The sequence below is a fragment of the Actinomadura keratinilytica genome, from assembly GCF_039539665.1.
Taxonomy (GTDB): domain Bacteria; phylum Actinomycetota; class Actinomycetes; order Streptosporangiales; family Streptosporangiaceae; genus Spirillospora; species Spirillospora keratinilytica.
In genome coordinates this window covers 54,590-66,737 of sequence record NZ_BAABDO010000015.1, presented here as the reverse complement: position 1 = coordinate 66,737, position 12,148 = coordinate 54,590, and the positions used below count along the sequence as shown (strand labels likewise).

11 protein-coding genes are annotated in these 12,148 nt (G+C 72.0%); 1 reads left to right on the top strand and 10 read right to left on the bottom strand.

Features of this window, described 5'->3' with window-relative positions; genetic code table 11:
• Positions 1 to 74: 74 nt before the first annotated feature.
• From ABD879_RS08115 to trpS, 9 genes are all read right to left on the bottom strand, one after another.
• Positions 75 to 494 (bottom strand): hypothetical protein, encoded by a 420-nt coding sequence (locus tag ABD879_RS08115; protein ID WP_345018992.1) that lies wholly within the window; start codon positions 492 to 494, stop codon positions 75 to 77.
• A gap of 4 nt (positions 495 to 498) precedes the next feature.
• Entirely contained in the window at positions 499 to 1,734 is a 1,236-nt protein-coding gene (locus ABD879_RS08110; RefSeq protein ID WP_345018990.1) for an alpha/beta hydrolase, read from the bottom strand.
• Between the two features lie 184 nt (positions 1,735 to 1,918).
• Positions 1,919 to 2,485: a TIGR03086 family metal-binding protein gene (locus ABD879_RS08105; protein WP_345018988.1), complete on the bottom strand. Its 567-nt coding sequence runs from the start codon at positions 2,483 to 2,485 to the stop codon at positions 1,919 to 1,921.
• A 109-nt stretch (positions 2,486 to 2,594) separates the two neighbouring features.
• Entirely contained in the window at positions 2,595 to 3,449 is an 855-nt protein-coding gene (locus ABD879_RS08100) for an SGNH/GDSL hydrolase family protein (protein WP_345018986.1), read from the bottom strand.
• Between the two features lie 256 nt (positions 3,450 to 3,705).
• Positions 3,706 to 4,407, bottom strand: coding sequence for a sulfotransferase family protein (locus ABD879_RS08095; protein ID WP_345018984.1), 702 nt, complete (start codon positions 4,405 to 4,407; stop codon positions 3,706 to 3,708).
• Positions 4,408 to 4,544: 137 nt separating this feature from the next.
• A complete protein-coding gene (gene dacB / locus ABD879_RS08090; protein WP_345018983.1) occupies positions 4,545 to 6,092 on the bottom strand; it encodes a D-alanyl-D-alanine carboxypeptidase/D-alanyl-D-alanine endopeptidase in 1,548 nt (515 codons plus the stop codon).
• 116 nt (positions 6,093 to 6,208) lie between these two features.
• Positions 6,209 to 6,787: a TetR/AcrR family transcriptional regulator gene (locus ABD879_RS08085; protein ID WP_345018981.1), complete on the bottom strand. Its 579-nt coding sequence runs from the start codon at positions 6,785 to 6,787 to the stop codon at positions 6,209 to 6,211.
• Between the two features lie 350 nt (positions 6,788 to 7,137).
• Positions 7,138 to 8,760, bottom strand: a complete 1,623-nt coding sequence (locus tag ABD879_RS08080; RefSeq protein WP_345018979.1) for a phytoene desaturase family protein — start codon at positions 8,758 to 8,760, stop codon at positions 7,138 to 7,140.
• Positions 8,761 to 9,701: 941 nt separating this feature from the next.
• Positions 9,702 to 10,682: a tryptophan--tRNA ligase gene (gene trpS / locus ABD879_RS08075; RefSeq protein WP_345018977.1), complete on the bottom strand. Its 981-nt coding sequence runs from the start codon at positions 10,680 to 10,682 to the stop codon at positions 9,702 to 9,704.
• Positions 10,683 to 11,442: 760 nt separating this feature from the next.
• On the opposite strand from trpS, the gene ABD879_RS08070 reads away from it, so the two are divergent.
• Positions 11,443 to 11,652 carry a DUF397 domain-containing protein gene (locus ABD879_RS08070; RefSeq protein WP_345018975.1) on the top strand — a complete coding sequence of 70 codons (210 nt, stop codon included), beginning with the start codon at positions 11,443 to 11,445 and terminating at the stop codon, positions 11,650 to 11,652.
• Positions 11,653 to 11,751: 99 nt separating this feature from the next.
• Here ABD879_RS08070 and ABD879_RS08065 read toward each other — a convergent pair whose 3' ends face one another.
• A complete protein-coding gene (locus ABD879_RS08065; protein WP_345018974.1) occupies positions 11,752 to 11,970 on the bottom strand; it encodes a DUF397 domain-containing protein in 219 nt (72 codons plus the stop codon).
• Between the last annotated feature and the right edge of the window lie 178 nt (positions 11,971 to 12,148).

The following is a 12,148-nucleotide window of genomic DNA, read 5'->3' as shown; positions in this document are numbered from 1 at the left end:
GTGTCGGCTCCCTCGGATCGACGGTCACGACCGTACCGGCACTTCACGTGGATCCGGGCACCCGTCCTGTCGTCTCACGCCCACCGGGGGACGCCGTCGACCACCCGCACGGCGGCCGTGGGGACCGCGGCGTCGTCGTAGGGCGTCTCGGTGGACGGCGGCAGCGGCCTGGGGGAGCCGGCGCCGAGCCCCAGGTGCACCGGGCAGCCGCAGCCAGGGTCCAACGGCGCGGGGCATGCGCGCACCAGCTCCCTGATGGCGTCCATATCCACCCGCCACCACCAGTACTTGTCGTAGTCGGCGTAGTTGCCGGTGTCCCAGCAGTCGTGGGAGTGGCGCTCGACCACGCCGCCGCCGCACCCGGAGCACTCGCTGATACGGGTGTAGTCGTAGACGACGTCGTGCCCGGCCGAACCGTGGGGGACGCCGCGTTCGGCCAACGACAGCACGACCGTCAGCCTGGGCCGGTCGCAGCCGCAGCGGGTACGGGCCATCCGGTCAGAACTTCCGGGCGCCGATGGCGCGCATCATGGTCGGCCACGTGCGGTGCATCTCGCGCTGCCAGTACGGCCAGCTGTGCGACCCGGGCCCGTAGAAGTTGGTCGTGACGGACACGCCGACCGACCGGGCCCGCTGCACGAAGTCCTTGGAGGCGCGCTCGACCTGGGTCTCGCTCAGGTAGCCGATGTCCCACGGCGCCTTGCCGGGCTTGTCGAGCGGCCCCTCCTTCCCGTTGCCGGACGACACGTACACCGACGTGCCGCGCAGCCGCGGCGCCAGGGAGGTCGGGTCGTGCGCGACCCAGTTGGCGCGGTCGCGCACCGGGTCGCCCCAGATCCGCTCCGGTGAGCCGTTGCCGTTGCCGGAGTTGATGTAGAGCAGCAGCGCGGGGATGCCCGGCGACAGCATCGACAGCACGCCGCTGTAGGCGGCCGCGTACCGGAACATGCCCGGGTAGCGCGCGGCGTAGGTGACCGCGCCCTGCGCCCCGGAGGAGATGCCCATGGCGGCGCGCGACGAACCCGCGTGGAAGTTGCGCTCCATGAGCTGCCGCACTTCCAGCATGTGGAAGGTCTCCCACTTGGGGATGCCGCCGCGGCCGTTGTTGTACCAGTCGGTGTAGGAGCCGTTGCGCCCCTCGGGCATCACCACGATGACGTCGTAGGCGGCGGCGTACTGCTCGATGTCGGTGCTGCGGGTCCAGGAGACGTAGGTGTCGTTGCCGCCGTGGAAGGCGTACACGACCGGCCAGGTGCGGTTGGCCGAGGACTTCCACGTCTTGGGCACCAGCACGCGCACCTTGTGCGAGGTGCCGAGCGCGGGGGACTTGACGGTGACGTCCGCCTGCCGCTTGCCCCGCCACTGCACCTTGGTGATCTTCGCGCCGTCGTCGGCGGGGCGCCGTGAGTCGCCGTCCGAGCCCGTACCGCCGCCACCGCCGCCTCCGCTGCCCGGGGTCGACCCCGACGATGGCGTCGAGGACAGCGTGGGGAACGGCAGCACGCGATCCGCGGCCGGGCTCTTGGCGGGGCTGCCGCCGGTCCGGCTCGCGCTGGGGCTCGGCGACGGGACGGGCAGCCCGGTGCCCGCGTCCGCGACGGGGGTGGGCCCGGTGTAGCCGCGCGCCCCGACCTTCTCGTCGCCGCCCCACGGGCCCAGCACGAGGACCGTCGGCACCACGGCGACCGCGGTGAGGCTTCCGATGGCGATCAGCCGGTCCGTTCGCTTGCGCACGGCACCCTCCCATCGTGTCGCCCGAATATTACTGATCAGTTCACAAGTTGACGAGGATTTCCCGGGCGATCGTCAAAGATCTGTTATCGGGGATTCCCGCGACGGCGTGTTCGCGTGCCGTTTCCGGTACGCGTCCGCGCAGGCGGGAACCGTGCGCAAGGGGCCGCCCCGTGGTGCGGGAGGGTCAGCCCCGGCGGCCGAAGGCGGCCAGCAGGCGGGACTGCCGGTCGGCGCCCGGCCGGGTCGGCAGGTGCGGGCCGATCAGCCCGCCGGACCGGTAGGCCGCCTCGTTGGCGGCGAACCAGGCGGAGACGACGTCGACCAGCTCCGGGTCCAGCCGCTCGTCCCCGCCGGTCGCGTGCGCCACGTCCCAGGAGTGGATGACCATGTCGGCCACCAGTTCGCCGGCGTACTCGGCGCCGGGGACGTCCCCGAACGACAGGTGGACGGTGCGGCCTGCGGCGTTCGGGGCGGCGAACGCGTCGACGGCCTTGTGGGCGGCGGTGTCCCAGACCGCGACGGGATCGGCGCCGAGCACGTCGCCGGCCAGGACGTCGCCCAGGTCCGCGACGGAAAGCCCCGCCAGCAGCGGCGGCACCCACATGTTCTCGACGGTGACGTGGTTGACCAGCTCGCGTACGTCCCAGTCGGCGCACGGCGTGGGCCGGTGCCACTGGTCGTCGCGCACGCCGTGCACGCGGGCCGTCATGTCGTCCACGGCGTGACGGAAATGGTCGGTGATGGCGGTCATGGCGGACCTCCCCCGTTGGTCCGGCTGTGAGCCCTTCGTCCAGCATGTCACGCTCACCCGGGGGCGCCACCGGAGCGGGCTCCGGCGGCGCCCCCCGGGGCGGCGCGGGTCAGCCCTTGGCGGCGGTGGCCCAGAAGCCGGCCTTGTAGGTCTCGGCCGCGAGGATCGCCTGGCCGGACTCGTTCGGGTGGAAGTAGTCCCAGCCGCTCACGTGCGACAGGGTGAACGGGTAGTTGAAGACGGCGTTGCCGTCGAAGCGGCAGTTGGCGTACTCGCCGCACACCTCGGCCAGGACGCCGTTGAACGCGATGTTGCGCTGCCGCACGCGGTCGCGCCGGGCCTCGTCCGCGGCGGCCGTGGACGTGGGGTTGGCCAGCATCGACTGGCAGATGCCGAACACCGACCAGGCGGTGCGCGCGGTGCCGTTGTCCTTGCCGACCTGCCACAGCCGCTTGATGTCGGGGATGCTGGCGACGAAGATCCGCGCGTCGGGCAGGCCGTTGCGCAGCGTCGTCATGGCGGTGCGGAACCGGGTCTCGAAATCGGCGACCGACGTCATGCTCGACTCCGAGTCGGTGCACACGTCGTTGGCGCCGATCAGGATCGTGACGTAGTCGGCGCCCTGCGAGACGGCGGTCTGCGCCTGCCCGTTGAGAGCCGCGACCTTCGCCCCCGTCGCCGCGTCGTTGTAGGCGGTGAGCGAGGCGTTCTGGGCCCGCAGCCTCAGGTAGTGGCTGTTGACGGCGGTGGTGGAACCGGTCGACCAGGAGCGGCTCGGGCAGTCGACGTACCAGCCGCAGGCGTTGAACCCTCGGGTGATCGAGTCGCCCAGGGAGGCGATCCGGCTGGGGATCGGTGCCGCCCACGCGGGGACGGACAGCAGCCCGAGGACGAGCGACGCGACCGTCGCGGGCAGAGCGAGGAGGAACAGCAGCGATCGACGGAGACGGGGGGACTGGGCCACGGGGCACCTCCGCACAGGGGTGGGACCTGAGCGCGTGACGTGCAGCGCTGATTTGAGAGTGAGCGCTAGTGGCCCGTCGGACAATACTTGCGGGTAGCTTTGTCAATAAGCACAAAGAATTCGCCCCGCGATGGGCAGAACCGGCTGCGCCCGCGCAATTCCCGGGAAGTCCGCGGCGCGTCCGGACGAAAACCGCCTCGGCGAGACGGCCCGGACGGGCGGCCCTGCCGAAGCGGGCCGGGCCGCCGCCGGTCGGCTAGGAGCCGGCCGTGAAGAGCTCGGGCAGGCGGCCCTCACGCACCATCCGCCGGAACATGCCCGCCATGACGTCCCGTTCGTTCAGGTGCGGGAACGGGGTGCCGGGCACGTCGACGTCCAGGAACCGGCACAGCGGTTCCCAGCCCTCGCGCACGTCGAAGACCAGCAGCCGGTCGGCGGGGATCGCCTCGCGGACCCGCGCGACGAGCCGGTGGAAGCCGTCCAGGGCCGCGGCCTCGGACAGGTCCGTGCCGAACCGCCAGCCGTCGAAGGTCTCCCGGCCGCACCGCTCCAGCAGCGGCTCCAGCCGCCGCATGCCCTCCAGGGACGGCCGCACGGCGTCGGGCACCTCCTCGGTGTCGATCCGGCGGAACCCGGCTTGCGAGGTGAGCCACCGGAAGCTGGTGTACCAGCGGTGCGGGTCGCGGACGGTCAGCACCACCTTGGCCCGCGGGTAGGCCTCGGCGAGCTCCTTCCAGAAGAAGCTGGCGGGCCAGTCCTGGCACGAGCGGTAGCCCGCCATCACCCGGTCCCAGTCCGGCGCCGCGCCGGAGGCGGCCTGCAGCCACCGGTCGACGTGGTCGGGATGGGTCATGACCTCGAACATGTGGTAGCAGGGGCCGAAGCCCAACTGCTCCAGCGCGGCCTTCATGGACGCCGTGCCGGTGCGCGGGAGCCCCGCGCCGATGACGCGCATCATCGTCCTGAAACTCCTTCCGCGGCACCGGCCGCGCCGTTCCGGGGCGCTCGACGAGGACGACCGGTACCCGCTTGGGTCTGTGCCCGGAACGGCGCGGCGGTCCACGGCGGAGTCGGCAAACGGTCAGCAAGAAGCGGTCAGCAGGACGCGGTCCAGGTGCATTCGAGGCGGATGTCCGAGCCGTGGTCGGCCTGGAGCATGACGGCGCGGGCGCTCCCGCCCGCCAGCCGCACGGCGATCTTGTCCTCGATGTCCTTGGGCGCGCCGCCCGCGTACCCGTTGAAGATCACCGAGAAGACCAGCCGGCGCCCGGACGGTTCGCGGACGTAGCCGGACAGCGCCGTCACGCCGGTGAGCGTGCCGGTCTTGGCGCGCACGTTCCCGGCCGCGGGGGTGCCGCGCATCCGGCCCGTCAGCGTCCCGCCGACCAGCGGGTCGGGGTCCCCGGCGACCGGCAGCGCCTGGTACCAGGCGGGGAACCACGTCTGCGTCTGGGCGCGGCGCAGCACGGTGGCGATGTCGCGAGGGGACGTCCGGTTCAACCGCGACAGCCCCGACCCGTCGGCCATCTCCAACTGGCCGGCGGGCACGCCGAGGCTCCGCACGTACCGCTCGATCACCGGCAGGCCGGCCTCCCAGGTGCCCTTCCCCTTCGCCTTGCGGCCGATCGACTTCACCAGGATCTCGGCGATCACGTTGTTGCTGAACTTGAGGAACGGGGTGGTCAGCTGCGACAGCGGCATGGAGGCGCGGTCGGCCAGCCGGACCGCCCGGGCCGGGGCCGCGCCGCGCCGCACCGTGCCCTCGACCGTGATGCCGTGGTCGGCCAGCGCCGCGCGGAAGACGTCGGCGGCGTACAGGGTCGGCTCCGGGACGGTGCGCAGCGTCTCGTACCGCGCCCCGCCCGCCGGGTACGAGCCGCGCACCACGATCGTGTCGCTGCCGTTGGCCCGCTCGACCGACAGCGTGGACGCCGAACCCGCCGGCCCCGTGACGGCCCGGTTGTCGAGCTTCACCGCACTGGTGGGCGGATCGAGCGTCACGCCGACCGGCGAGCCCGGCGCGGTGGGGGCGACCGCCACCTTGACCGAGCCCGCGTCGAAGTCGTCGTTCGGGGAGACGGTCAGCGCCGAGATCGGCCCGGCGTAGGCGTACTGCAGGTCTGCGGGGTCCCAGTGCGCCGGGGTGCGGACGGCGTCGAACCAGGTGTCGTCGGCGACCAGGTCGCCGGTGACGCGGGTGATGCCGCGCGCGGCGAGCCGGGCGGCGAGCGCGTCGTACTCGGCGGCCCGCATCGTGGGGTCGCCGGTGCCCTTCAGGTACAGGTTCCCGGTGACCGTGGACCCGTCCGCCTTCGCGGCGAGCACACTGGTGCGGAACCGGTAGCCGGGGCCGAGCAGGGCCAGCGCGGCGGCCGCGGTGTTGAGCTTGTTGTTGGAGGCGGGGAGCAACGGGGCGTCGGCGCCGCGCGCGTACCTGACGGCACCGGTCCTGGCGTCGCTGACCAGCACGCCGACACCGGCGTCGGCGAGGCGGGGGTCGGACAGGATCGCGTCGAGGTCGGACCGCAGGTCACCGGCCGGTGCCGGAGCCGCCCGCACCGGTTCGGCGTGAGCCGCTGCGGGCGTGGCGGTCAGTCCCAGCGCGAGCAGGACGCCGAGTGCGCCGGCGATTCGTCTACGCATGAGGCGAGCGTAGAAGGCCGTCTCCGATAAGTCCGGCGAATCGGAACGGACCGGTGTTGAACAGTCGGGATCCGACGGGCGGGAAATCCGCGTCCGGGCTCCTCGCCCGGGACGGCTCAGCGCGTGCCCAGACCGTCGAACAGCATGGTCAGCAGCCGATCGGCCCGCACCCCGGCCTCCTCGGGCATCCGCTCGCACGCGCATGCCACGCCGAACAGCGCCCCGAGCACTTCCGGCCACGTCACATCGGGCCGCACCTCGCCGGAATCCTGCGCACGCGCGAGCAGTTCCGCCCCCGCCTCGCGCATCGCGTGGCACGAGGCGTACAGGGCCGACGTCTCGTCGTGCAGCGTCGCCATCAGCGAGCCCGCCAGCCCCCGGTAGGTCATGCTCGACGCGACGAACTCCCGCGCCCACCGGAACAGGGCGTCGCGCGCGCGGTCGTGGCCGCGCAGATCCCACGCCGTGCCGGCCAGGGCGTCGAACCGCTCCCGCAGCAGCGCCTCCAGCAGCGACTCGCGGGTGGGGAAGTGCCGGTACAGGGTGCCGATGCCGACGCCCGCGCGGCCGGCGATCTGCTCCAGCGACGTCTCGACGCCCTGCTCGGCGAAGGCGGCGCGCGCCTCGGCCAGCAGCCGGTCGCGGTTGCGCCGGGCATCCGCCCGCAGCGGACGCCCGGCCGTCGGATCGCCCACCTGACCGCTCCTCTCACCAGGGCTTGCCAACCGGAGACCTCCTCCGTATTATACCCGCCTGAAAATCGGAGGCAGGCTCCGCTTGATCGGGGAGGCGCCGTGATCGTTGAGGAGACCCGCGCGCGGTTCGGGCGGTTCTGCGCGTGGCTCGCGGCGGCCATGCTGCCGGCCACGCCGGTGGCGGTGCGGCGCGAGCAGTTCGCACGCATCGAACGTCTCGGGTACGGCTCGGTGCGGACGGGCGAGCCGCCGCAACCCGTCCGGGTCGCCGGCCGGGAGATCCTCACCCTGGCGGTGGCTCCGCCGCGCTGGGGTCCGGGGCGGCGGTCGCTCGGGGGAGCGGCTGCACGTCAGGCCCCGTACCCGCCGCGACGTAGCGCGGCCAGGCCGGGCCGGGTGACCAGGCGCCCGAGCGGCCCGTTCGAGCGAAGAGCGGCACGGGCGGCGTTGGCGCCGCAGGCGCCGTGCACCCCGCCGCCCGGGTGCGCCGACGCTGACGCCAGGTACAGCCCAGGCACCGGTGTCTCCGGACGGCCCAGCGCACCGGGCACCGGCCGGAACACCAGCTGCTGGTGCGGTGCGCTCGTCCCGCCGTTCAGCGCGCCGTTGTGCAGATTGGCGTTGTGCCGCTGGAACGCGGAAGGGGTGATGATGCGCCGGTCGATGACGCGGTCGCGAAAACCCGGTGCGTACCGCTCGATGAGCCGTTCCATCCGGTCGGCCATGGCCGTGCTCTCACGTTCGTCCCAGACACCGGTGATCCCGTCGGGGCCCGCGTCGCCCGTCACGCGCTGGGGCACATGCGTGTACGCCCACACCGACTCCGTTCCCGACGGCGAGCGGTTCGGGTCGGCCGTGGACATCTGCCCCAGCAGAACGAACGGCTCGCCGGGCACCCTGCCGAGGGTCAGCTCCGCGCAGCAGCCGGTCAGCGCGTCCATCCCCGCCGCCAGATGCACCGTGCCGGCGCGCGCGGCCCCCGAGGACGACCACGGGATCGGGCCGGACAGCGCCCAGTCCACCTTGAACGTCGCCAGGTCCCACTGGAAGCGGCGCATGTCGGCGTGCAGTGCGGACGGCAGGTGCTCCCAGCCGACCAGCCCTCCGTACAGAGCGGGGGCCGAGACATCGGCGAGGACGGCCCGCCCCGCCCGTACCGTCTCGCCGGAGGCGGTGCGCACCCCCGCCGCGCGCCCACCGGCCACGACGACCGAGGCGACCGGGGTGCCGCAGTGGACGCGTCCGCCCCGTGCCTCCAGTCGGCGCACCAGCGCCCGCGTCAGCTCGCCCGCACCGCCCTCCGGCACCGGCCATCCGTACTGCTGCCCGATCATCGTCAGCAGCCAGCCGAACGCGGTACCGCCCGTCGCCTCGGGGGACAGGTCGGTGTGCAGCGCCGCCCCGGCCAGCAGCAGCGGCCCGCCGGGCCCGGAGAACTCCTCCTCGCCGACCCGCCGCACCGGCGACAGCAGGAAGCGCAGCATCCGCGCCATCCCCGCCGTTCGCAGCCGCGCCGCCATCGCCGCCCCCGCCCGCAGCGGCGGGAACGGCCCGAACAGCGCCGCGAGCAGGTCGTCGCCGATGTGCTCCCAGCGCCGGTAGAGCCGCCTCCACGCCTCCCCGTCGCCCGCGCCCAGCTCCTCCAGCGATTCGGCGGTGCGGTGGACGTCGTGTTCCAGCACGGCGCAGCGGCCATCGGGCAGCGGGTGCGCGAGGACGGTCGGGGCGTGCCGCCACCGCAGTCCGTACCGCTCCAACTCCAGGGCGCGCATGACGGGGGACGCCACGCCCATCGGATAGAACGCGCTGCACACATCGCTGACGAAGTCGGGATGCGCGCCCCGGTCGCTGCGCACGCCGCCGCCCGGCTCAGGCTGCGCCTCCAAGACGTCCACCGACCAGCCGGCGTCGGCCAGCACATTGGCCGCCACCAACCCGTTCGGCCCGCTCCCGATCACTATGGCGTCGTTCATGCTCCGCGTCCTACCCTCTGCCGCGCCGGCTGTGGGGTGCGGACCTGTGGCCTGCCCGCTGGCGGTGCTGTCATTCATCCCGCGCGCTCCATCCCCGCCGCATTGGCCGTGGGCGTGCGGGCCGGTGGTTTGCCCAGCGGTGGTGCCGCTGCCCGGTTCAGAGGCCTGCGGTATGTCCATCAACCAGCCTGCACTGGTCACGACGCCGGCCACCACTAGGGCTTGTCCGGTGGATCATGGTGGATCCGCAGCAGCGCGGTGGCCGGGGTGCTCCGGCCGGTAATGACGGGCCGGCGGGCCGGGCGCCGGGGCGGTGGTGCCGCACCTCAACTCGGGCGGGTCGGTGCGGTTTTGGACCGTTTTGTTCTGTCGGCGGTGCGACTTCACCTGAGGCGGACACGCGGCCGCCAAGATCCACCGGACACAACCTAGGCGGTTTGTGGGCGCTTCCGATTACTGGGGCGTGTCGTCAAAGTGTCATGGCCACGTCGGCAGGGCGGTCGACGTGACGGCGGCTCGGAAGGACTCGGCGGTCCTGCGGTTGCGCGGGTGGCGGCGCCGTGCCGCCGCCCGATGCGGTCGAAGCAGCGCTCGGCGATGCCGCGCCGCCGATGGATGCGCCTGTCGAAGAGCGGCCACATGGTCCGCATCGACCGGCCATCCCACAGCCACGTTGACGACACTGCCCAGGGCGTCGTTCATGCCGCGTCCTACCCTCCGCCGTGTCGGCCGTCGTGCGCAGTCAGCGGCCTGTCCGCGGTGGTGCCGTTGCTCGTGCCGTGCGCTCCACCTCCCGGCGTGGCGGCTGTTGGGGATGGGGCGGTGGTCTGCCCAGCGGTGGTGCCGGCGTTCTTGCTGCGTGCTTCGCCTTTCGCCGTGTCGGGTGGCGGGCGCGGACCGGCGGTCGGTCCGCGCCCGGTGCCGTCGGCTGTTCGCTGTGTTCAGGGCGGGAGCAGGCCGATGGCCGCCTTTGCCATGCGGATCTTCTCGCTCGCCGATTCCTGCGCCCGTTCGGCACCCTTGCGCAGCGCGGTCCGCACGTAGTCGGGGTCCTCGGCGAGTTTCAGGTAGCGCTCCCGGACGGGGGAGAGCGTGGCGATGACGGCGTCGGCGACGGCCTCTTTGAGTTCGCCGTAGCGGTCGAAGTTCTGGGCCACCCGCTGCGGGGTGTCGCCGGTGCACGCGGCCAGGATCGTCAGCAGGTTGGACACGCCCGGCTTGCGTTCGGGGTCGTAGGCCACGTCGGTGCCGGCGTCGGTCACCGCTCTCATCACCTTGCGGCGCAGCACCTGCGGTTCGTCCAGCAGCCGCAGCGCGCCGGCCGGGGACGCGGCGGACTTGCTCATCTTCTCGCCGGGCGAGGCCAGGTCCATGACGCGCGCGGCGACCGGCGGCGTGACGGCCTTGGGGACCGTGAAGGTCGGCCCGTACCGGGCGTTGAACCGCTCGGCCAAGGCGCGGGCCAGTTCGAGATGCTGGTTCTGGTCCTCGCCGACCGGCACCTCGTCGGTGTCGTAGAGGAGGATGTCGGCCGCCATCAGGATCGGGTAGGTCAGCAGCGAGACCCGGACGTGTCCGCCGCGGCGCGACTTCTCCCTGAACTGGATCATGCGCTGCGCCTCGCCGAAGCCCGTGACGCACTCCAGCAGGTAGTGCAGTTCGGTGTGCTGCGGCACGTGGGACTGGACGAGGAACAGGCACAGGTCGGGGTCGGCGCCCGCGGCCAGCAGCAGGGTCGCGAACTCCAGCGTCCGCCGCCGCACCTCGGCCGGGTCGTGCTCCAGCGTCATCGCGTGCAGGTCGGAGATGAACACCACCGTGTCCGTCTCCGCCTGCGCGGAGACGATGGGCGCGATCGCGCCGATGTAGTTGCCGAAGTGCAGGTCACCCGAAGGGGTGAACCCGGTGAGGCGTCGTGGCATTGGTCCGATGGCTCCCGTGGAGGTCGGGGCCGCCCTGGTCCGGCCACCGGACGCGGATCACGCGACGGCCGCCCGATCAGGGCGGCCGTGTGGTCAGAACACGCGGATGAGTCGGTGCCGCCCCCTCAGGGGCGCCACCAGCCGAGAAGACACGAGCCCATCCGCATGCCCGGCAGGATACCACCCGACCTCCGTGCCTACAGATCTCCCGAACGTTCGGGATTGGGGTGCGTAATCGTGCGCCCTTTCCTGTGGCGTACGGGAAAATCTTTCGTGATGGGGGCTTTGCTAGGGCGTGTCGTCAAAGTGTCACGGCCACGTCGGCAAGGCGGTCGACGTGACGGCGACTCGGGAGGACCTGGCGGTCCTGCGGTTGCGCGGGTGGCGGCGCCGTGCCGCCGCCCGATGCGGTCGAAGCAGCGTTCGACGACGCCGCGCCGCCGATGGATGCGCCTGTCGAAGAGCGGCCACACGGTCCACGTCGCCCGACCGGCCACAGCCACCTTGACGACACTGCCCAGGTCGGGCCGGGGTGCTGGGGTCGTGGGGCCCGGTGACCTGCGGAAGGAGCGTGGTGTGATATCCGGATAAATGGTTATTGATTCTGAATTATGGGGTGGGGACGGGGAGCCAAATATCGCTGCCAAGAGGTGGTGATGTCCATTTGCCGGCGCGGTCGGCCGGGTACGTTGACGGTGGGCGCCCGCCTTACGGTCCGAAAAAGGACCACCTGGCGACAACGATCACGGGAGCGTGAGAAATGACCGAATCGCGGGTCTCTCCGATCGTCTGGAGAAAGAGCAGCTACAGCAGTGACCCGAACCTCGCCGTGTGCGTCGAGGTCGCGGCCGTCGACGGTGCCCGCGCGATCCGCGACTCCAAGGACCCGGACGGGCCGCGCCTGTCGATGTCGGTCGATGCCTGGCGGCGCTTCATCGGCTCGATCAAGAACGACGCCTTCACGGGCTGACGACGGCGGCGACCCCGGGGGCGCGATCCGGCCACGCCGCGCGCCCCCGACCGGCTGGTCAGCGCGGCGGCCCCGCAATCGCCCGCCGCAGGCCGGTACTCAGTGCAGATCCAGCCGTCCGCGTTTGACCGTGTCGAAGAGCTTGCCCAGCGCCGACTTGGGCATGACGATCGTTGTGGGCTTCGGATTCTTGCTGTCCCGAATCGCGCCCCACGAGCCGATCACGGCGACGCAAACACAGTCCCCGGCTTTGTTGTCGCTGCCGCATCTAACGCTTTTGCGCCACGACGCTTTGTTCCACTCCCCTTGGCCGACCATTACCTCTTCCGCTCCTCGGGAGCATTGCGGCGTTCGTAGATGAGGGGACGGCGCTGTCCGTAATGAGGCTCACCGACGATCGGCCGCCTGTGACGCGCTCCTGCCTGCCGCTGATCTCTGTAAGGAAGAATCTGAAAATCAGACACTTCGGTACATATTTACTATACGCTCCATGGTG